Here is a 22,861-nt window from a genome sequence, read left to right as displayed (position 1 = left end):
ATACTGCTCCTCTGATTCAAGACTATTCTCTCAACTAGGCCATTATTCACGTCTTTTATGACATCAATATTAAATTCACCTTATTATAAGCAGGTTCTAGACAGACTCATCAATAAAAATAAAGTATTAGCTCTTTTTCATCTCTGATGGGAGTTCATAACCAAGTCAGTCATTAGAACATAATCACTTACAAAGGATCATATTTTGATATGAAATGAGTACTTGAAAAAATTGAGCAACAAAAAAGGGATCATGACTATTGGAGGATCAACAATATCAAAACCCTATTTAGTGGTAAATTTACGGCTCATCAATCAACTTAAAAGTCGCTATAATAGGCGAGTGATCAGATGCTTGAGTTTCAAAAGCATTCGCACTTATGAGCTCAAGTTCACGATAATATAAATGGTCTAATGGATAATTGAACGCCGATATTCTTTGATCAACAGTGAACCTTGCTTCCGTTAACCCCCATGAGTGCGCAAACTGATCCACTACGGCCTGTCGCTCTAATCGCCAAGTGTTAAAATCCCCAGCAAGGATCGCTGGTCCCTCATGATCCATAAAAAAATCAGCAAGAGCTTTGAATTGCTCTTTATAATGTATTAATCGCCAATCGAAGTTAATCCCGTGTAAATTCACAACGAGTAAATTTTGACCATTGGATAACGCATACACCGAAATGAGTGTTGATTTAGGAAATCGAATCCAAGGCTCAGCAGATAACAACGCACACGTCCTCAAACTCATCGTATCACTAATGGTCATCACACCAACGGAAGATCGCCCTATTCTAAAGGCTTCAGCCATAAAATAAACGGATGACGATGATGATAAATAATTCAACAACGAAGAGGATAATTTGGCTTCTTGTAATAAGACTAAATTATTTTTTTCGACTAATTCACTCAGTTGAGGTAACCAATTTGGCTTTTGTTGCTTATAAATATTCCATATAGCCAGACTCAATTGACCCTTTTTATCAATATTTCCCCCTGTTTGTTTGTATACGCAAGGTTGTTTAATCGTGCTAATGACTTCATTACTTAAGACCTTAGGCATATTATTTAACGAAAACACATAACTCAAGTCAGTATAACTCACTAAAAAAAAACCAAATATTGAAATTAATATGATTTTCTTCCGTTTTGTCATGTGTGATATCGCACCTATTCTAAAAAACATATTTAAAAGTATATACCCAAGCTACTTGAAGATGCGGAATCAAAATACAACAAACTTCAATATTCCACAGTCGCGACTAACCACTTGTTTGACGAAATGAATGCAAATACCATTTAAGGCTATCTTTTTAAGTCAAAAGAATCCACACTTCTTAATAGATAATCATTATTGTGTATTGATGTTGAATGGAACGTTTTCATTATATTATCACTTTCATTGCCGTATTTACTTACTGGATGATCATTGCGGCCGTCACCGCAAGGATCATCATTCAACGTCGCGCTATTGGTGTCTCCTTTGCTTGGTTAATGATTATTTATATCCTTCCATTTGGTGGCATCATCGCTTATTTACTCTTTGGTGAACATAACATCGGCAGTAAACGAGCCGCCAGAACGCAAGAAATGTTCAAACCTTACCAACGCTGGTTTGGTAGCCTCTGTTCTTTAGAACAATATAAACCCCACTACATGAGTAGCTATGCTCGAAACATTAATACTCTTTGTATCAATAGATTAGGAATTCCTTCACTCTATAATAATCGCCTTAGTTTACTGCGTGATCCGCATATTATTCTCAACTCGCTGATTAAAGACATAGAGCAAGCTAAATACAGTATCCATTTTGAATTTTATATTTGGCACCCTGGAGGCATGGCAAATGAAGTGGCTAATGCACTGATTAATGCTGCCAATAAAGGTGTGGCGGTTAAAGTATTATTAGATTCAGCGGGGAGTCAAAAGTTCTTCAAAACGCCTTGGCCGCTATTAATGAAAAATTCAGGAATACAATTGGTTAAAGTCTTAGAAGTGTCCCCTTTTAGGGCTTTTATTCGCCGAATAGACCTTAGAATGCACAGAAAGATAATTGTCATAGACAATAAAATCGGATACACAGGATCCATGAATTTAGTGGATCCTGATTATTTTAATATCAATGCAGGCGTCGGTAAATGGATTGATGTCATGGTACGAATACAAGGCGCCAGCGTGCCTGTTTTGAATTGTATCCATGCGTGGGATTGGGAGGTTGAAACTCAGTTCAGAGAACTACCTCAATTACCGGATAATACGCCAACGCCCCCTTATGCGCCTCCAAACTGCGTGCAAGTGATCCCTTCAGGACCAGGAATACGTTACGAAATCATTCATCAGGTCCTATTACAAAGTATTTATCAAGCTCAAAGCAGTATTATCATTACAACACCTTACTTTATCCCTAGCGAACACTTAATCTTTGCCCTTATTAGCGCTGCCCAAAAAGGCATTGATGTCAGTATCATCATCCCCGCTCGCAGCGACTCTCTCATGGTCGAATGGGCAAGCCGTTCATTTTTTAGTGAATTACTCCAAGCAGGTGTCAAGCTTTATCGTTTTCAGCAGGGACTACTACACACTAAATCCGTCGTCATTGATGAACAACTCAGCTTGATCGGTACCGTTAATTTAGATATGCGTAGCCTATGGCTCAACTTTGAGCTCACCTTAGCAGTAGAGGAACCCGGCTTTACGGGTGCCTTAGTGGCGTTACAGCAAGATTATATCGATGACTCTATTAGGATCGATCTAAAAGAATGGGAAATGCGCTCCCTATGGAAGCGCATTATAGAACAGTTTTTTTATCAATTCAGTCCATTATTGTAATGTGAAAATTTCTTCAAAAAAAATTAGCAATCGCTTAATCCCTTTCTATACTTCATATAAATTAATAGAAAGGTTATATAATGATGAAAGCAACTTGGATGCTCCCTATACTTTTTTTATCACCACAAATTTTTGCTGAAGAGTCACCTCAAAAACGAAGTGCCTTCGCCGTCGATAAACTCACCTTAGCCGCTGGATACAGTAAAGCCTACAACAGTAAAAATCAGCGTTATGGGACAGTAGATAGCTCATACCATTACGATAATAGTGGCACCGCTTATAATCTCAACATACTCTTTGCCAAAACGTTAGCCGAAGAATATCAACCCTACTTGGATTATGCCTTACTCGAACACAGTGATAGAAATATTCATCTTTTCACCGCCGGAATAAGACACGACTTTATGTTTGATCACGACGCGTTATTTCTCCACCTCTCTGGTGGTATCGGCCTCGCTTATGCTGATTGGAAAGAAACGCCTGTTGCAGGATTTGATATCGAATCAAAAAGTGCGACAAGTTTAAGTGGCTCTGTTAGCGCAGGACTTACATATCAATTTAGCGAACTAATAGGGCTCGATTTCAGTACCCGTTATGATGTTTATGATTTAAATCTTAATGTCACCGATTATGATGGCCGAGATACCATGAAAGATTTCGGCTCATTAAGTGTCATGCTTGGCATTGTCATGCAATTTGGGCAATAAAGATTTAAACATAATTCAGTTTAAGCTTTACAGCTAATATCTATAACTTCCCAATGATTGGGATGAGATTAATTAAAGGACACCTTGATGACATCTATCGCTAAGTGGTTCACTCTATTTATATCCATCTTTCTACTCAGTGCCTGTGACAGCGCCGATGCTGATAGAGATGATATTACGGCATTATCTCTATCACCCGCTACCGCATACATTGGTATTGATGACACCCAAGCTTATTCACTTATCGCCACTTACAGCGATAACAGTACCTCAACGGTAACCCATTATGCAGACTGGTACAGTAGCGATACCAGTATTGCCACCGTTGATACGGGCGTTGCTACAGGGGTAAGTGAAGGAAACGTTACTATCACCGCCAGCCTAAAGGGTGTCAGCGCGACTGCAACGCTGTATGTTTTCAGTTCTACTCCAACCTCTTTAGTGGTGACCCCTGTCGATGAAACCATTCAGCAGGGTACACAACAACAATACACCGCGACCTTGTATTATGAAGACGATACCAGTTCAGATGTCACCGATGACGACGGCATTGTTTGGAGCAGCAGTAATACAAGCTGCGCCACCATAGAAAGCTCTGGTGATACCACTCCTGGACTGGCTCAAGCCCTCGATGTGAGCGCAGATTGCGAGACAAGTATTAGTGCTATTCTTAATAATAACGATGATCTCTCTGATAGCACAGATCTTACTGTTGATGCCGTCACTGTTACGACATTTGATATCTCTCCGACAGATGACTCCATCGCAAATGGAGAAGAGCTGCAATATACCGCCACGGTGACTTACAGTGACGGTACTACCTATGATGCCACCACAGATTCAAATACCTCATGGTCAAGCAGCAAGACCAGTATAGCCACTATAGGGGACGACACTGGCTACGCAACATCAGTAGCAGAAGGTACCACCACCATTAGTGTCTCTTATAATTCAAATGATGCCAGTACTTCCCTCACCGTCACAGATGCTTACGTAACCGAGCTATCCATCACGCCGACAACAGCAAGCACCATTGTTGGTTTATTTGCTCGATACACGGCAACAGCAACCTACAGTGATGATACTACAGCGGATGTCACTGCTTATAGCACGACAGTATGGGAGAGCGATAATGAATATGTTGCCAAAATGGATGATGAAACAGCAGGGAAGGCAAACGCTGTAGGAGTTGGTGAAGCGACAATCACAGCTACATTTTCAGATATAACAGCAGACGCCACTCTCATTGTCACTTCAGCTCACCCGGTGTCATTGAAGATCTCCCCTAAGCAGTGGAGCCTCCCTATAGGCTATACGGAGCAATATTACGCCTCGATGACAGACTCTGCTGGCAATAACCATAATGTCACTGATGAGGTGTTTTGGTCCAGCAGCGATACGGACAAGGCGACAATAACCCCTACATCCGGACTTGCATTCACTGGGGGGCCCAACACGGGCGACACCACCATTACAGCGGTTTATAACCAAGGAGCCATATCACTAAACGATGAGGCAACCTTAACCGTCACTGGCGCCTTAGCTTTATCATTACTGGTCACCCCCCAAGACAAGACCATAGCCGAAGAGCAGTATCAGCAATATGTTGCCACAATGACTGACTCCGATGGTCATAAAAATGATGTCACTAAGGACGTAGATTGGTCCAGCAAGTATACGAACATTGCGACAATAGACCGCTACGGAATTGCACACGCCGGAGGGCCCGACACGGGCAACACCACCATTAAAGCGACTTATAACCAGGGACTCACGTTATTAACCGATGATGCAAGCTTAAACGTCGTTGCCGCCCAAACGGAAAGCATTAGTATAGCCCCCCTAAATCCACTGCTTTATCTCGGTACCAACAAGCAGTATACAGCGACTCTTCATTATGCAGATGGACGCACCTCTGATGTAACCTCTGATCCTGCTACCACTTGGTTCAGTAAAGATACAGACTACGTTACTATTAGTAATGCAGTTGATACTAAAGGTCTAGCTACAGGGGTTAAAGAGGGTAAGACTGAGATTAAGGTTACTTACACTCAGCCTGGTAGTCAGCAATTATCAGCTTCAACTCCTGTTGATGTTGTTAAGGATTACATCGTAGGTTATGTCATTGAAGATGCGTATGGGCAGCACATAACACATATGACTACCCACGATCACGACGGCAAAAAATACTATGCTTACTTTCTACATGCCGGAGGCTCAAAACAGGATGTAAGCGAGGACACCCATTGGTCGGTTTCTAACCATCCAATCGCGAGTGTCAGTAACGGCGGTAAGAATGCTGGACTAGTCCGCACAGATAATAATGAAGGTTATACCTTATTAAATGGGAAATATAAAATCAAGGGTAATGACTATATTTATGCTGTCCCAGCAGAGATAACGGTCACCTCATCGTCTGAATAACCCGTAACGTCAAAAAGTAAAAAAGCGACCGATTGGTCGCTTTTTTATTAAATGTAGTGCGGAAGGAGAGATCAATGGTGCGATAGTGACTCGATTAGAACACAACAATCGGCTTTATCTTATAAAAAATAACCATGACTACCCTATCAACATTCAAAAAGGCTACTTAATAAAGCATGAATCGCCAACTTTTTATTACCCATCTCTGTGCGCTTCCATTTGAAAATGTACAGTGAAAATCACTCCGCTTAATCCACATCCTTAAGCGGCCATAACACAATATGATCCTCAAGATATTTCACTCGTTGTTCACTGATCACCCGACCATTCACACTGTTCCCCGCCGCTTGCATAGCCTGCTTAGAGCCTGTGATCAGAGGATGCCAATGGGGTAAATCTCGTCCTAAATATAAACGCCGATAAGCACAGCTTTTGGGTAGCCATGTGAGCTCTGCAATATTATCCATGCTCACTTTAGTGCAACCCGGCACTTTTGTGAATCTATGCTCATAATCTTTACAGCTGCCTTGTTGATGCGCTAATAATTCACAAGCAACATTGGTGTAATACAAGACCTCAGTCTCATCATCGATAATTTTATTGAGGCAGCATTTACCACAACCATCACACAAAGACTCCCATTGAGTAGGACTCATTTCAGCTAAAGGGGTGGTTTTCCAAAACGGCATAAAAGCACTTCTTACGTTATCTTAAATATCCAGGCGACATATTTTACATGAAAAATACCAGCCTACCTAACCAAACTCTCACTTTCCAAACAAGCAGACAGAGATCCTTTCTATCCATTGATCCCAAAATCCGTTGCCAATACCGGATCCCGCTAACCTAGGAAGTGAATTCTCGAAGCAATACTCGCGCTTTCGATGGAATGATACCTGGGTTTTCTTTTAACAGCATCAATAACATCTCAGATATCTGGGTTTGTGTCAGTGGAAAATTAACACCTAGCTCCCCAACAGAATGAATACCCGGCCCCATGGCAGCAAACCACATAGGATAATACCCATTAATCGTTTTTTCAGTTACTTGACTAGAAATACGCTTTAGCGTATGGCCATTCACTACCACCAAAATGGTATTGTTCCGATATTGAGGCAGTGCCTGTAATAACGTCCATAACCCTTTAACATAGCCATCAATGCGTCTTGCGGCATATAAATATTGTCCATACTCGCCTTCATGAAGATACATATCTGTTGCCCCAAAAGACACATAGGTCACCTTTTGGTACTTTAAAAATAATGACTGTTTAGCATAACGATATGTCATTGAATCAAAACGTGTCTTTGGCCATGGACTTATTTGTTTTTTAACGGGTTTTTCGAAGAAATTATATTGTTGCATTGCCCCTAATGGATCAAGTTCACCGACGGGCGGAAAAGTATTATACAGCCAAGCGAGCAATTTACTCTTATTTTGATCGGGTCTTTGAGTCCATAACGTCATTGAATCGACCTCAGGAGATAGACTCTGATAAAAATCATCATTACGGACACATCGTTCAGTTTCAGGAGCACGGATCAAATCATTGCGTTTGCCAATTAATACACCCGCTGGCACCATTTGTTGCCATAAAAATGGCATTAAGTTTTCTCGCCTCACTTGCCTATTTTCATTCCAAAAATCACGTTCTATTTTCTGAGTATCGAGCACCCAATGGGGGGAATTGATTAGATTCAAATTCGCCCCATCTAACACCTCTGTCCATCTCAATCCATCAATGGTCACCAAGACCAAATTGGGAGTTTGAGATGAAAATGGTGATGAGAAGACGGATAGAGGCGTCAATAACAAGGTTAATAAAAAAACAACTTTCGTCATATGGCACCTGAATGACTGTAAATAAGAAAACGAGACGCTAATGTTTAGAATAATTAGTGAGATCTTATGATTAAACGATGCATTCTAGTAGAAAAGAACAGCGACACCTAATCATTAACGTTTATCAATCTTAAAGCATTAAGCCCACATTCAATCTAAAACAGATACAAAACAACTTACATTAATTATGGCATCAAAAAGATAACACGCATAGAGCAGCATCGATCCTCCGCTCATGCTCAAATAAAGAGGCGCTCAAGTCACAAGCCTGAGCATTTACCCATAAAACTGATAACAGACAAAAATAGCAGCGATGATCCCCGCCAAATCGGCGCTTAAACCACAAGCCAATGCATGGCGTCCATTGCGGATCCCCACCGCACCAAAATAAACAGCTAATACATAAAAAGTCGTTTCAGTACTGCCTTGAAAAATGGCCGCTAATCGCCCACTAAACGAATCCACTCCATACTGCTCCATCGTTTCTAACATCATCGCTCGTGCCCCTGAACCACTAAAAGGTTTCATTATTGCCGTCGGTAAGGCATCCACAAATCGTCCATCACCGCCCATCAGCAACACGACATTGGCAATAATATCTAAGCAATAATCTAATGCGCCAGAGGCTCGAAGCAATCCAATCGCCACTAACATCGCTAACAGATATGGAATAAGCTGAATAGATTGAGAAAAACCCTGTTTAGCGCCCTCTATAAATTCATCATAAACGGCCACTTTTCGATATCCCGCGATCAATACAAAACTCAATACCAACACAATAAGCACCCCGTTGCCTAACAGCGTTGATGTACTTCCCATCGCTTGTGCACTTAATGTGCCTAAATACCAAACAAAGGCGATCATCATGGCAAAAATAACACTGCAATAACTGAGTAATACCGTATTCAATAAAGAAATACGCTGCACAATTGCCACCAATAATACCCCGGTAATGCTCGAAGCTGACGTTGCGAATAAGATCGGTAAAAAAATGTCTGCTGGATTCACGGCCCCTTGTTGGGCACGATAAAGGAAAATCGTCACAGGGATCAGTGTGACCGATGAGGTATTCAACACCAAAAATAAAATTTGCGCATTCGTTGCGACCGATTTATTTGGGTTTAAGGTTTGTAAATCGTGCATCGCTTTTAAGCCCAAAGGCGTGGCGGCATTATCTAAACCTAACATATTTGCCATTAAATTCATGGTTATACTGCCATAAGCGGGATGACCTCTGGGCACTTCTGGCATCAATCGACTCAATAAAGGCTCTAACACTTTCGCCAATGCACCGACGACCCCGGCCTGTTCACCCACGCGCATTAACCCCATCCAAAGTGACAACACCCCAATTAATCCCAATGCAATTTCAGCGGCTAATTTAGCACTATGAAACAATGACGTCACCGCCGCTTCTAGCACTTGTGTTTGCCCATTGACTAACTGTAAGCCTATCGCCGATGCGGTGATAATAAAGAAAACAAGCCAAATTTTATTAAGCACACACGCCCCTTTTATTTTTAATGATGCAATCAGTTAGTGAACTGATTTCTTATGATATACTAGTATTTTTCAGCATCATACCCAGCATATGGTTCAATTAAATCAAAATTTCATTGATAGCATCGCCAAGGATCTTCCTCGCCACCTTAATCTGGACGATTTCATTCACTTTAGTGGGCAGCCGTTAAGACTTTCAATCCGTATCAATACATTAAAAATTAGTTGCGCTGATTTTATTGATAGAATGACACATCAAGGGTGGGGTTTTGAACCTATACCTTGGTGTAAGGATGGATTTTGGCTCACTCTGGCATCAGATATCCAGCTTGGTAACACCATTGAACATCTACAAGGGCTTTTTTATATCCAAGAAGCCAGCTCAATGTTACCTCCCACCGCCTTATTTCAACAATTTGATTTATCCAGAGAGAATATTGTTTTAGATATGGCGTCCGCCCCCGGTTCTAAAACCACACAAATAGCTGCCTTAATGGAGAATCAAGGATTACTGATCGCTAATGAGTATTCAGCTAGCCGTATAAAAGTATTACATGCCAATGTATTACGAATGGGAGTGACAAACACCGCATTAACTCACTTCGATGCCCGTGTTTTTGGTGAATATCTCTATGAAAGCTTTGATGCTATTTTACTGGACGCCCCCTGTAGCGGAGAAGGTACCGTCAGAAAAGATCCCGAGGCGTTAAAGCATTGGGATCCCAATAACATTGCCGATATCGCCCAAACACAAAAAGCACTAATAGCGTCCGCTTTTTTGGCCTTAAAGCCTGGCGGCAGCTTAGTTTACTCCACTTGCACGTTGAATAAAGCAGAGAACCAAGCCGTCTGTTTATCTTTAAAAGCCTTATACCCTGATGCTGTGAGCATTGACGACCTATCGACGCTTTTTCCGGGTGCCAATCAAGCCTGCACTGAAGAAGGGTTTTTACATGTTTGGCCACAAATATTTGATAGTGAAGGTTTTTTTGTTGCGAAAATAACCAAAAAGCATTCGATCCCTCGTCAACAGCCAGCGCCTAAAAAGCAAAAAAACTTTCCTTTTAACCCCGCCCCAAAAAAGCACATCGACGCTTTGCAGCAGTACTTTCAGGACACATTTTCAATCACGCTGCCTAAGCAAGGTATTCTCATGCAAAGAGAAAATGAATTTTGGCTCTTTCCTGAGTCCCTAGTGCCTTTTATCGGCAAGATGCGTTACCAAAGAATGGGCATAAAATTAGCCGATCTGCTCAAAAAAGGCTTTAAAGCAAAACATGAAGCCCTGATGGCTTTAGGGATCAATAAACCCAGTATTGGGTTAACGCAAGAACAAGCAAAAGCATATTTGATGGGCCGAGATATCATGCTGAGTCAAAAAGAACAGCCACAGGGAGAGATATTAGTCAGTTACGAAGAGGCGCTATTGGGTATGGCTAAGCACTTAGGCAATAAACTAAAAAATAATCTGCCCAGAGAGTTAGTCAAAGACAAAATCGCTTTGCTTTAACTTAATCACATTAGCTAATAAACATTCCCCTTATTTAGAATTATCTACTACACTTAAGTACCAGTTAGATAGAATGACCTGTTAATATTAGCGCATGGCTCCATCATGGAGCCCTTCCCCTAGACCCAAAACCTCACGGATCAATTTTGGGTCTTTTTTTATGCTTTTTAAGAGATTATTTACCGCTTTGCATCTTTAAATAAATGAAAAAAGTTTTCAGAGGTATAAGCGGCTAACTCTTCATAAGTCTCCCCCCTTAACTCAGCAACAAACTCAGCAACATCACGTACAAAAGCGGGCTGATTCTCTTTACCTCTATGCGGAACGGGCGCTAAATAAGGTGAATCAGTTTCAACGAGTAGCCGCTCTTTAGGTATTTTACGTATGGTTGTTCTCAATTCAGCTGCATTTTTAAAGGTAATAATCCCTGAGACTGAAATATAAAAACCCAACTCCATCGCCGATTTTGCCATCTCATAACTTTCTGTAAAACAATGTAATACGCCACCCACTTTATCGGCGTGGCCTTGTTTTAAAAAATTAATGGTATCTTCACGAGCATCACGCGTATGCACAATCAAGGGTTTATTGACGTCAACCGCGAGGGCTATTTGTTGTTCAAAACACGTTTGCTGGATGGATCTAGTCTCATCGGCATAAAAATAATCTAAACCCGTCTCCCCAATAGCAATGACTTTAGGATCCTTGATAAAGTCTTGCAACTCATTAACGTCTAAACCTTCTTGTACATCCAATGGATGGACGCCCGCAGACATAAAAATCTGTTCAAACTCAGAAACCCGTTCTTTCATCGCTTGAAAACCATTTTGCCTGACATTCACACAGAGAAAATATTCAACCCCCCGTGACTTCGCCTCATGAATAATTTGACGTAAACTGGATTGATCGGGTGCCGCTTTTAAACGGTCAAGGTGACAATGAGAATCGATAAGCACAACAGGTTTCCTAGAGACAATATTTTGTCGCCAGCATAACGGTAAGCTGCGGTCACTACAAGCCATATCCCAAATGAACAAGGCTAAGTAACCTCACTCTTTTTACGTGACTATTTGTTGATAATCAGCGATAAAACCTTTGAATAAGGCTGGTATATTAATATTAGGCATTATTTTCAATTGATGATATTGCTGCATAATATGCGTCGAAAAATCGACAATTTTCATTCGGATCATCGCATCTAAATCGACTTGTTTTATGAGTTTCTGTTTTAATACTAAAAACAAGATATTAATCGCATCGAGGACTTGTTGCTCATCCAAATTCATCAGCTCATTGGATAAACGTCCCGACGACAAACTTTGCGCCCAAGCCTTACGCCAACATAATAGCCGCGCATACTCGCCTGCTTTAAGGCTATGTGCCAACGCGATGGGCCCACCCACCACAGGTAAACACCAAGTCACATCTTGTAGCACATCTGCTTGTTGTTTTAGCCAGCTTTTTATTTCAATCAGTGTCGGTAACGGCACATCCATTCGTTGACAGCGACTGCTGATCGTTGCCATTAAACGACTCGGCGTATCTGACTGTAATAGCAATACGGTCTCTTTACCAGGCTCTTCAAGAGTTTTAAGTAAGGCGTTCGCAGCCGCAATATTGAGCCGTTCACTATTGAGTAATAATGCGACTCGGCGGCCACCTTGCTGAGCGGTGGCAGTGAGTCGCTGACACAGATCTCGTATTTGATCCACTTTTATTTGATGGCCATCGGCTTTAATTAAATAAAAATCGGGATGGTTATTCGCTTCAAATAACTGACATGCCTTACAAAAACCACAACCACCTCGCGCAGTCGCCTTATCACATAGCAATGACTTTGCCATATCGAGGCCTAATAAATCGCCACCATAACCTTTTTCAAGCCCAATGAGATAAGCATGACCATAATTATTTTGTTTGAGCCTTAGGCAAAATTGACTTAACGCTTTATCTATCCAAGGCACGACATTAGCGGGCATATTACCAACCTTGTACTTGTAAAACAGCAATAATATCTTTATGTACCGCCGCCATCGATTGGCTGGCATCGATCACAGCAATACTGTCATCAGTAGCCGCTAAATTAAGATAAGTGCGGCGCGCTCTTTCAAAAAAGTCCACTGCCTGTTGTTCTATTCTATCTAATGCACCTCGCTCTGCAGCCCGTTCAAGACCCAATTTAGGGGCAATATCCAAATACAAGGTTAAATCAGGCTTAAATCCTTTCAAGGTGGCCGCGCTAACCGACTCCACTAATGGCATTAACTGGCGTCCACCACCTTGATAGGCCAGTGAAGACAAGTTATGCCTATCGCCGAGAACCCACTGACCGCGGTTAAGCGCTGGCTTAATCACATTGGCAATAAGTTGAGCCCTTGCGGCATAAATCAGTAAGCATTCTGCTTCATCACATAAAGGGTCGCTCTCATCGGTAATCTTGACTAAATCACGCATTTTTTCAGCTAAAGGCGTTCCACCCGGCTCTCTGGTACAAACTGGCACTGTGCCTATTTTCTTCTCGATAAAATCACGCACTAAAGCGATAGCACTCGATTTCCCCGCCCCTTCCAGCCCTTCGATAACAATAAACTTTGCCATTGGGTGTGTCGCTTTACGATTACTTTTATTCACTTTTATCTCTCAAATCAATTTCATTTACAGATCGCTTGAATAGCCCTTATCGATTTCTTTGATACTTGTTCACGGCTCGATTATGCTCTTTCAAGGTCTTAGAAAACACATGACTGCCATCATTACGAGAAACAAAGTACAAATAATCTACCGTCGCGGGGTGGGCCGCAGCTTCAATCGCCGCACCACTGGGCGCGGCAATAGGGGTTGGCGTGAGCCCCTTAATACGATAAGTATTAAACGGTGTTAACTCCCGTAGATCTTTTCGAGTAATATTGCCTTTATAACGTTCACCCATACCATAAATCACACTCGGATCCGTTTGCAACCGCATGCCTTTACGCAAGCGATTCATAAACACTGCCGCTATTTGTGGACGCTCTTCTGCTTTGGCTGTTTCTTTTTCAATAATAGAGGCTAGGATCAGTAACTGATAAGATGAAGTCACGGGAAGGTTTGCTGCTCTATTTTCCCAAGCAGAGGTCAATTCTTGTTGCATTTTTTGATAGCTAGTATTCATCAAATCAAATAATGACTCACCTGCACGATATTGATAGGTATCAGGAAAAAATTTACCTTCAGGTAAATTAGACTCATCACCATTAGCCAACAACACGCGATTAAATACATCAGTATTAAAGCTCATATGCGGCAAGGTTTTCAATTGCTCACTCCACTCTTTGAGTGTCAGGCCATCAACCAAAGTAAGACTAAACACTTTCTCTTGACCCTTGGCAATTTTTAACAGCAAACTATCAATGCTATCAGCAGGATCGACTTGATATAAACCAGAACGTATATGCGCAATACTGGGCTTTATCCTTGCTAGCCATTTTAACTTTTGCGCATCTTCTATCAATCCTTTTGATTGGAGTTGGCTGGCCAACTCATAAAACGACGTCCCTCGTTCAACCTTTAATTCAATTGGAGAAGGCGTGTTAATCGGACTGCGTCCATAATCTTGTAGCATTTGATAAGCCCAATAAGCCCCCATGCCTGCAAGTACCAACACAATCAAACTACTCGCAATAAAAACTACTGCCATTTTTTTCATTATCACAACCTAATTTACTGTTCTAATACAAGGTCAAATCCAATGAAGATCGTAAAGAGGATGTCCATTGTGCCTTAAAAAAATCAACCTCGTTAATGCGAGTCACATCAACGATCCCCAACAAGCTGTTCGTCACAAAAGCACTCTCATAATCAGACAATGTGCTGACAGGCACCGCTTTGGTGATGACAGTGAACCCTAATGCCAATACACCATGGATCACCTGCTCACGCATCACCCCAGCCACACCACAATGGCTCATCACAGGAGTCATAATCTGTTTACCTTTAACCAAAAAAATATTGGCCATGGAAGATTCTACCACTAAATTATGAGTATCTAATACCAAATGATCATCAAAACTTTCGGGAGGTGGTGTTGATTTTATTAATATTTGTTCAAGCCGATTACAGTGTTTGATCCCTGCTAATCGGGGTTGGCGTGCCAACGTTACCTCACTGGTGATCAGTGAAATCCCCTGTTGCTGCCACGTTTTATAATGAACTGGAATAGCGTGCAAAGACACAATTTCTGTGACTTGAGGCTCTGATGGCACGGCATATCCACGTCCACCCACTCCTCGCGTCAGTAACAGTTTTATACAACCTCTCTCCATCGAAGTCGCTTGTCTTTGTAATAAATTGAGTAATTCAGAGGACACTTGCCAATCAAAGCCTAAACGTATGGCACCTTGCTGTAAACGCTGTAAATGAGCCCCTAAAAACAGCAATGTCTTATTCGCCACTTGCATAGTCGCAAAGACACCATCGCCGTAAGCAAGCCCCCTATCAAGAGGCGCTACCCCGATATTTTCTACACCATTCACCCAGACTCTCATCATTCGTTACTCTGAATTAATGATACTGAATGAGCCATCTTGAATCCGTTATCTTGATACTCGATATCTGACTCTCTATTCGTTAATCCTGACTAATGCGACTTGCAACCGCTTCTTGTTGATCTTTATATTTGGCACTTTTACGCGTGTTATAAGGTTTCGCAACATCATGGCTTAAACGCTCAAAGTTCAACGCACCAATGGTCATCAAAGGCTTTAGTGCTAAGGGCAATTTGCCACTATTAAAAAACTCAAGCACGATTTTACCTTGCCAACCCGGATCGATACGGTGCGCGGTGACATGCACCATCAACCCTAATCGAGCCAATGATGAACGCCCATCTAACCAGCCAACAATATCAGCAGGCAAGGTCACATTTTCATGGGTAATCGATAGCGCTAACTCTCCGGGATGAAGGAAAAAAGATTCATCCTCGGCAATGATTATCTTCTCGCTCATCACTCTGTCGAGTGCGGCCTGCATTTCAACGCTAGGGCCACTGAGATCAATAAAGGGCGCGGTATGATCCTTAAACACGCGAAACTGGTTACCCAGTTTAACATCAACACTCACACCACTTATCGCATCCGAACTTGGACGAGGCTCCATAACAATCGAGCCATCATCTAAGCACGCTTCTATTTCAATATCGGTTAAACGCATATTCCATAATCCTCTACAATCACTTTAGCCGTTATTTTGCGAGTAAATGTTGAATTCTTGCCTTTAATATATCGGTCGCAATTCGGTTCTTACCGCCACGAGGAACGATGATATCGGCATATTGTTTAGAAGGTTCAATAAACTGCAAAAACATGGGACGAACAGTTTCGGTATACTGAGACATGACAGATTGCATGGTCCGTCCCCGCTCGGCCACATCACGAGATAGACGGCGCATGAAGCAAATATCCAGCGGTGTATCCATGAACACGCTCGCATCCATCAACTGACGCAATTCAGGATTTGTCAGTAACAAGATCCCTTCTAAAATAATCACTTTTTTCGGTGTCAATGATATCGTTTTATTCGTTCGAGTGTGTTCTTTGTAGCTATAAACGGGAATATCAGCCGACTTTCCGTCTTTAAGCTGTTGTAAGTGTAGGCATAGAAGCTCATGATCCAATGCTTTAGGATGATCATAATTTGTCAATACACGTTGTTCCATCGACAAATGGCTTTGATCGCGATAATAAGCATCTTCTGAAATGACGTCAATTTGATCTGTTCCCAGATCACTGCATAACTCTTCGAAAATCGTTTTAGCAATTAGACTTTTACCTGACGCGGATGCCCCTGCAATCCCAATAATCACACACTGCTGTGAATTCATTTGTGTTCTAAACCCTTATTCGTCTGACATACTAATAGAAACGGATGGTTGCGCTTTAGTCAGCGCAAGCTCTGCACCCACTTGCCTAGCAATGGCTAGGTACAACTGAGCAATATCATTGTGCGGTGTCGCCACCACACTGGGTAACCCTTTATCCATGTCTTCACGGATAGTCAATATTAATGGTAATTGCCCCAATAACGGTAATCCATACCGTGTCGCCATTTTTTGACCGCCGTCGCGACCAAATGGATGCTCTTGATGACCACATTGGCTACAAAGGTGAAAACTCATATTTTCCACAATCCCCAAAACGGGAACATTCACCTTTTGGAACATATTGATGCCTTTTTGGGCATCGGCCAATGCGATATCTTGAGGCGTCGTCACAATAACAACCCCATTTAAGGGCACTTTCTGTGACAAGGTTAACTGAATATCGCCTGTCCCTGGTGGTAAATCAATCACCATATAATCAAGTTCTGGCCATTGGGTCTCGTTAATCAATTGCACTAACGCCCCTGCAGCCATAGGCCCTCGCCACACAGCGGCTTGTTCTCCATCAATAATAAACCCTATCGATTGGGCCACAATACCGTGAACCTTCGCAGGGATCATCACCTTACCATCGGGTGATACTGGCTTAAAATGAGGGATCCCCAGCATAATAGGGATAGAAGGACCATAAATGTCCGCATCTAACAGCCCCACCTTTGCCCCTTCGGCCGCTAAGGCTAACGCTAAATTCACCGCGGTGGTGGATTTACCCACCCCCCCTTTACCCGATGCCACTGCAATCACTTGCTTTACGTTCTCAATCGGTGCCTTAACCGGCGAAGATTGTACAGTAAATTCAAAGTCAATGTGACATTTCACTGCATCGATTTCAGTTAATGAAGTTAATGCCGCATTTAATGCTTGTTCAATAGCCGGAATACGGGTTTGGCAGGGATAAGGATAAACTAAATGTATTTCAAGGCATTTACCTTTGAGCACCAAGTCTCTGATCAGATCAGCATCTAATAGACTCAGACCAAGATGATCATCCTTTATCGACTCTAAGCGGCTTAATACAGGGGTTAGTAAAGCATCGCTTAGTGAGAATTCTCGGTGAAATGAAGGCAAAATATCACTCCCTAAAATAAAAGTTGTGCAATTGTAGCAGATATTGAGCCAAACATTAGTCTAGATTTAACCCACTTACGTCAGCTTTTGATGAAAGTCTCCGCAGGATCGGTTAGTATCTACGCCATACTTTTGAGCACCCAACGATTTAGAGACAAGATGGCTAATTCACAACGTAAAATCTTAGTGACAAGTGCACTTCCCTATGCCAATGGCCCCATACACTTAGGGCATATGTTGGAATATATTCAAACAGACATCTGGTCACGCTATCAAAAATTACGTGGACACGAATGTTATTATATTTGTGCAGATGATGCCCATGGCACACCGATCATGCTAAAAGCACAGCAAATGGGGCTCGCACCTGAAGCCATGATTGCGCAAGTGCAAGCAGAGCATCAACAAGATTTTGCTGATTTCAATATTCAATTTGATAATTTTCACAGCACACACAGTGAAGAAAATAAAGCCCTTGCTAGTCAGATTTATCTAAAGCTTCGTGACGGCGGCTACATCAAAACCAAAACCATTTCACAGTTATTCGATCCTGAAAAATCGATGTTTTTACCTGATCGCTTCGTCAAAGGCACCTGCCCTCGTTGCCATTCAGACGACCAATACGGTGATAATTGTGATAATTGCGGCGCCACTTATACCACCACAGATTTAATCAATCCAAAATCTGCCGTCTCAGGCGCGACGCCTATCATGAAAGACTCTGAGCATTTCTTCTTTGACTTACCGGCATTCGAAGGCATGTTAAAAGAGTGGATAAACTCCGGTTCTTTACAAATTGAAATGGCCAATAAACTCGCAGAATGGTTTGAACAAGGCCTAAAACAATGGGATATCTCCCGTGATTCTCCCTATTTTGGCTTTGAAATCCCTGATGCACCTGGCAAGTTCTTCTATGTCTGGTTAGACGCCCCTATTGGCTACATGGGTTCGTTTAAAAACCTGTGTGACAAACGCGGTGATATTAATTTTGATGACTTTTGGGCCAAAGACTCTACGGCAGAACTGTACCACTTCATCGGTAAAGACATTGTCTATTTCCACAGCCTATTTTGGCCTGCTATGTTAGAAGGTGCAGACCTTCGTAAACCCACTAGCGTTTATGCACACGGCTATGTCACGGTCAATGGTGCTAAAATGTCTAAATCCAAAGGCACCTTTATTAAAGCCCGCACTTATTTAGATAATTTGCACCCAGAATATTTGCGTTATTACTACGCCGCTAAACTGAGCAGTCGTATCGATGACTTAGACTTAAACCTCGAAGATTTTGCCCAAAGAGTGAACTCCGATCTTGTCGGTAAGCTAGTGAACCTCGCTTCCCGTACTGCCGGTTTCATTAGCAAGCGCTTCGATGGCAAACTCGCAAAAGTCACTGATAACAGCTTGACTGAAACCTTTTTAGCTAAACAGAATGTTATTGCTGATTTTTATGAAACGCGTGAGTACGGCAAAGGTATGCGTGAAATTATGGCCCTTGCCGATCTTGCCAATGCCTTTGTGGCTGAAGCCGCTCCTTGGCAGTTAATCAAACAAGAAGAAAGCCAAGAGCGAGCCCATCAAGTGTGCAGTCATGCCTTGAACTTGTTTCGTATTTTGTGCACTTACCTTAAACCGGTATTGCCGCAACTTGCCAATGATGTTGAAGGTTTCTTACAGCTCAAGCTCACTTGGGATAATTTGAATCAAGATCTTAGCGGGCATGAAATCAAGCCCTTTAAAGCCTTAATGCAACGTGTAGATATGAAAAATATTCAAGCCATCATCGATGCATCGACGGAAAACCTGCAAGTGACTAGCGATGCAAGTAACGAAGGAAGTGCAGCTGAAAAGAAAGACACACCTGCTTCACACTTGTCTCCTCTCGAACAAGAGCCGATCAGTCCTGAAATCAGTTTTGATGATTTCGCTAAAATCGATCTACGTATCGCACGTATCGCCAAAGCGGAACATGTTAAAGATGCGAAAAAATTGCTGCGATTAGAGCTGGATTTAGGCGGCGAAACCAAACAAGTCTTTGCCGGCATTAAGTCTGCTTATGCGCCTGAAGATCTCGAAGGTAAACTGACGGTAATGGTCGCTAACCTCGCCCCACGGGAGATGCGTTTTGGTACCTCAGAAGGCATGGTATTAGCCGCAGGCCCTGGCGGAAAAGATTTATGGATCATGGAGCCCCATGAGGGCGCCAAGCCGGGTATGAAAGTGAAATAACACCCAATTTTTATCGCCGATAAAAAAGCCGCTCAATGCAATATCATTGAGCGGCTTTTTATTTCTTCGCTATATCGATAACCTGTCATCTCATCATATGTTATCGATTAATAGCCCATAAAGGAAATTAACGCAGTTGCGTGACGTTTTCTTCTATCACCTGTAAAGTCGAAAAGTGCGTTTGCTTATTAGCATTGATTGAAGGAGAATTTGGCGACATCAATACATGTTTAACCGTTTGACTATTCTTATCCCCTAATTCCTGAGTCATAGTCGTGGTTTGAACTGTTTGCATATCGGTAAAATTATCCATTTTACGAATATCCTGATGTGTTAGCCCCACTAAAACAAGCTTCATGTTTTCTTTCGCAGCCACTAGGCCTAATTCTTGCGGGGTTAGGTATAGCCCTGGCGTTGACAACCTTTCTATTAATATAGTCATATCTAAATTTGGTACATCCTCCACGCTAGCACTGATTAATGCTAACAACTCAGACTCTTTAGCTTTTCTAAGTTCAGTTGCAACATTCTTTAAACTCAACAACAATTGCTGTTTTTCAACAATATTCCCATTATTAATAATATGTTCTAATCCTTGCTTTACATTAGACTCCGTTCTTAGCTCTTTAACATTGAAACCAAGAGCAGCAACAAGTTTTAACTCACGAGGAGTTAACTGAACATCACTAGTCACTAAACGATTTATCACTGGTGTCATATCTAGCGCCAGTAGACTCTCTAAGGTAGCATTAGATACTGCATTTAGTCGAGTCACTTCAACCTCATTAATTGCAGTTTGCACGCCTGTCAGGCTGAATAATAATTGCTCTTTTTGTTCCACACTACCATTTTGAATAATCGTCTGGATCATTGTTTCTGCATAATGCTTCGTTCTCACCTCGTTCGGATCGAGGCCGATACTGGCAATTGAGCAATCACCACTATCAATGGTTTTAACAGCATAATATGTACCTTCTGTGCGTTGGCGAGGTTCATCAACCCAACGTCCATCACTCTGTATAACTGTTTCATCTAGTGTATAACTCGATCTAATCGTGATCGGTGGACGTCGTTCACCATCCGTTGAAAATAGCCCTGATCTAAATTGTTCTTCCGCTAATGACTCTATGTTATTTAAATCTCCTACCTGCATTAATACTCTTGGATCATTTAAAAAATCATGTGCATTAGACATAGGTTTCAATTGGTTAGATTGCAGCAATGCCGTCGCGCGAGGTGCGTTTTCCAATGACTCACCGGTTAACTCAATTAAATGAAAATAGTCTCTTACTTTATTAAGATTTAACGTTTCCAATATCAATTTGTCTTCATCACTCATTTGGCTAACAGGCTCTGATACACCTGAAAGATTGTCCACCGCTTGTATTGGCACTTGAGAGTTCAGTAAAAATTCCAGCTGTGCAGACTGTAATTCAGAATGTAACGTTCTTGCCAATTCAGCGTCATTATTATTTAACTCGCTCTTATTCATGAGTAAATCATTGGTTCTTTCACAATTAGAGACATCTTCCCCAGTTAAACGAAATAAGTCGCTTAAGGTCATTTTCGGCAATAATACAATAGGAGCATTTTGAGCACGTAATGATTGACCTTGTAGCATAAGCATAGGGTTAAAATCGACAGGATTATCAGTGCTAACCGTTGATACAGATACGCTGGAACTCAAAGATGAACTCATACTACTGCTATTCGTATCACTGCTGATATCACTTTGTATTTCTAATCGTTCAAAGGCTCCCACTAATGAGTCACTCATTTGGCTCTGTGTCTCACTTAATGTAATGGGTGTGATGGCAGTTTGCTGCGGGATAAAACTGCTCGATACTGATGTCGTGCTGCTTAAAGATGACGTACGTGAAGTGGCTGTAGATTGTGTATCACTTGTTACAATAGATTGTGTCACACTGGTTGTGTCAGTCTCTGTTTCATCAGTTTCCATCTGGCCAACTGATATCCCCGACATGTTATCACTGATTTCATTTCGATCACCTCTGGCTCCAAACGCTCTTTCAATCACCTCACCTTTTATCGGCTGATTATTGGCTTCGTAGCGCTGCCACTCTCCCCCTGTTAATGAAGCAAGATCGCGAATTTGTGACGGCTCAATATCGGGCTGCGCTATCAACTGCATTAAATCTTGTGTATCTTCTGATAAAATGGTTTCAGTTGATAATTTTGTATCTAAAATAATATTCAGCATTCCCTTGCTAAGTTGCTTAACTTGAGGAAAATCATAATTGGCTTCATTATTTCTGCATGTTTCATACAAATTTAAACAACGATTGTCTATCAGCTCCCGTCTGTGAGTCCCTTCTTCAGATAACTGCCTCACCTCCATTAGCGCATTCGTTGCCGCTTTCCCTAGCTCATCACTTCTTGCGGTTAACTGACACAATATATCTACACTCTCAGGATCATTATTTTTTGCAAAGCTTTTCAAGGTCTCAAAAGTATCGGCAAAGTTTCCTTCTAAAAAGTCTTCCGAGGTAACAAAGTCTTCACAGAATAAATCATTGAAATCATTAAATCGATTGGAATCAGTTAGTTGGGAATTTGACAAGTCGAGTTCAATATTGTGTAAAAAACTGGTAGCGGAAGGGCTTATCGTTGTCATAATATCCTCATAAAATTGATAAAATCTAAACCAGAGCGTTAATACTGATTCTAGATTATATTTTTATGAATATTATGCGATATCAATTTTATACTTTTCTATCATTTTTTAGCCATCAACCGTTAATACACCTACTACTTTCAGCTAAAGGCAGTGGTAATATTTATACGAGTATACATAAACATTACAATAACCAACTCAAAA

The 22,861-nt window shown here is 41.6% G+C and carries 18 protein-coding genes; 5 read left to right on the top strand and 13 right to left on the bottom strand.

All coding sequences use genetic code 11. The features are described 5' to 3' along the window. Nucleotides 1-300 precede the first annotated feature (300 nt). Nucleotides 301-1,155, bottom strand: a complete 855-nt coding sequence (locus L2764_RS02935) for an endonuclease/exonuclease/phosphatase family protein (protein ID WP_248938749.1) — start codon at nucleotides 1,153-1,155, stop codon at nucleotides 301-303. A gap of 215 nt (nucleotides 1,156-1,370) precedes the next feature. Here L2764_RS02935 and cls point away from each other — a divergent pair, with 215 nt between their 5' ends. From cls to L2764_RS02920, 3 genes are all read left to right on the top strand, one after another. Next, nucleotides 1,371-2,828: a cardiolipin synthase gene (gene cls, locus L2764_RS02930; protein WP_248938748.1), complete on the top strand. Its 1,458-nt coding sequence runs from the start codon at nucleotides 1,371-1,373 to the stop codon at nucleotides 2,826-2,828. Between the two features lie 80 nt (nucleotides 2,829-2,908). Next, nucleotides 2,909-3,535 carry a porin family protein gene (locus L2764_RS02925; RefSeq protein ID WP_248938747.1) on the top strand — a complete coding sequence of 209 codons (627 nt, stop codon included), beginning with the start codon at nucleotides 2,909-2,911 and terminating at the stop codon, nucleotides 3,533-3,535. Between the two features lie 87 nt (nucleotides 3,536-3,622). Then, on the top strand, nucleotides 3,623-5,959 hold the full coding sequence (locus L2764_RS02920; RefSeq protein WP_248938746.1) for an Ig-like domain-containing protein: 2,337 nt from the start codon (nucleotides 3,623-3,625) through the stop codon (nucleotides 5,957-5,959). A gap of 248 nt (nucleotides 5,960-6,207) precedes the next feature. Here L2764_RS02920 and L2764_RS02915 read toward each other — a convergent pair whose 3' ends face one another. From L2764_RS02915 to L2764_RS02905, 3 genes are all read right to left on the bottom strand, one after another. Then, a complete protein-coding gene (locus tag L2764_RS02915) occupies nucleotides 6,208-6,648 on the bottom strand; it encodes a YcgN family cysteine cluster protein (RefSeq protein ID WP_248938745.1) in 441 nt (146 codons plus the stop codon). Nucleotides 6,649-6,805: 157 nt separating this feature from the next. Beyond that, nucleotides 6,806-7,801: a hypothetical protein gene (locus L2764_RS02910; protein WP_248938744.1), complete on the bottom strand. Its 996-nt coding sequence runs from the start codon at nucleotides 7,799-7,801 to the stop codon at nucleotides 6,806-6,808. Between the two features lie 276 nt (nucleotides 7,802-8,077). Next, a complete protein-coding gene (locus tag L2764_RS02905) occupies nucleotides 8,078-9,304 on the bottom strand; it encodes a spore maturation protein (protein ID WP_248938743.1) in 1,227 nt (408 codons plus the stop codon). A gap of 88 nt (nucleotides 9,305-9,392) precedes the next feature. On the opposite strand from L2764_RS02905, the gene rsmF reads away from it, so the two are divergent. Continuing rightward, nucleotides 9,393-10,811, top strand: a complete 1,419-nt coding sequence (gene rsmF / locus L2764_RS02900; protein ID WP_248938742.1) for a 16S rRNA (cytosine(1407)-C(5))-methyltransferase RsmF — start codon at nucleotides 9,393-9,395, stop codon at nucleotides 10,809-10,811. A 179-nt stretch (nucleotides 10,812-10,990) separates the two neighbouring features. On the opposite strand, the gene L2764_RS02895 is transcribed toward rsmF, so the two are convergent. The 8 genes from L2764_RS02895 to apbC all read right to left on the bottom strand — a co-directional run bounded on the left by L2764_RS02895 (nucleotide 10,991) and on the right by apbC (nucleotide 17,793). After that, nucleotides 10,991-11,767 (bottom strand): TatD family hydrolase, encoded by a 777-nt coding sequence (locus L2764_RS02895; RefSeq protein WP_248938741.1) that lies wholly within the window; start codon nucleotides 11,765-11,767, stop codon nucleotides 10,991-10,993. 102 nt (nucleotides 11,768-11,869) lie between these two features. Further along, nucleotides 11,870-12,790, bottom strand: a complete 921-nt coding sequence (holB, locus tag L2764_RS02890; RefSeq protein ID WP_248938740.1) for a DNA polymerase III subunit delta' — start codon at nucleotides 12,788-12,790, stop codon at nucleotides 11,870-11,872. A gap of 1 nt (nucleotide 12,791) precedes the next feature. Beyond that, nucleotides 12,792-13,409, bottom strand: a complete 618-nt coding sequence (tmk, locus tag L2764_RS02885; RefSeq protein ID WP_248938772.1) for a dTMP kinase — start codon at nucleotides 13,407-13,409, stop codon at nucleotides 12,792-12,794. A 79-nt stretch (nucleotides 13,410-13,488) separates the two neighbouring features. After that, nucleotides 13,489-14,496, bottom strand: coding sequence for an endolytic transglycosylase MltG (gene mltG / locus L2764_RS02880; protein ID WP_248938739.1), 1,008 nt, complete (start codon nucleotides 14,494-14,496; stop codon nucleotides 13,489-13,491). Between the two features lie 22 nt (nucleotides 14,497-14,518). Continuing rightward, entirely contained in the window at nucleotides 14,519-15,337 is an 819-nt protein-coding gene (gene pabC / locus L2764_RS02875; RefSeq protein ID WP_248938738.1) for an aminodeoxychorismate lyase, read from the bottom strand. Between the two features lie 79 nt (nucleotides 15,338-15,416). Beyond that, nucleotides 15,417-15,998 (bottom strand): dCTP deaminase, encoded by a 582-nt coding sequence (gene dcd, locus L2764_RS02870; protein ID WP_248938737.1) that lies wholly within the window; start codon nucleotides 15,996-15,998, stop codon nucleotides 15,417-15,419. 31 nt (nucleotides 15,999-16,029) lie between these two features. Then, nucleotides 16,030-16,668 carry a uridine kinase gene (gene udk, locus L2764_RS02865; RefSeq protein WP_248938736.1) on the bottom strand — a complete coding sequence of 213 codons (639 nt, stop codon included), beginning with the start codon at nucleotides 16,666-16,668 and terminating at the stop codon, nucleotides 16,030-16,032. 15 nt (nucleotides 16,669-16,683) lie between these two features. Further along, on the bottom strand, nucleotides 16,684-17,793 hold the full coding sequence (gene apbC / locus L2764_RS02860; RefSeq protein ID WP_248938735.1) for an iron-sulfur cluster carrier protein ApbC: 1,110 nt from the start codon (nucleotides 17,791-17,793) through the stop codon (nucleotides 16,684-16,686). A 159-nt stretch (nucleotides 17,794-17,952) separates the two neighbouring features. On the opposite strand from apbC, the gene metG reads away from it, so the two are divergent. Further along, nucleotides 17,953-20,022, top strand: coding sequence for a methionine--tRNA ligase (gene metG, locus L2764_RS02855; RefSeq protein WP_248938734.1), 2,070 nt, complete (start codon nucleotides 17,953-17,955; stop codon nucleotides 20,020-20,022). Between the two features lie 127 nt (nucleotides 20,023-20,149). On the opposite strand, the gene L2764_RS02850 is transcribed toward metG, so the two are convergent. Next, nucleotides 20,150-22,657 (bottom strand): hypothetical protein, encoded by a 2,508-nt coding sequence (locus tag L2764_RS02850; protein WP_248938733.1) that lies wholly within the window; start codon nucleotides 22,655-22,657, stop codon nucleotides 20,150-20,152. Nucleotides 22,658-22,861: the final 204 nt, after the last annotated feature.

It is taken from the genome of Shewanella surugensis (assembly GCF_023284005.1).
GTDB classification, from domain to species: domain Bacteria; phylum Pseudomonadota; class Gammaproteobacteria; order Enterobacterales; family Shewanellaceae; genus Shewanella; species Shewanella surugensis.
This window is presented reverse-complemented; position numbering and strand designations above follow the sequence as displayed.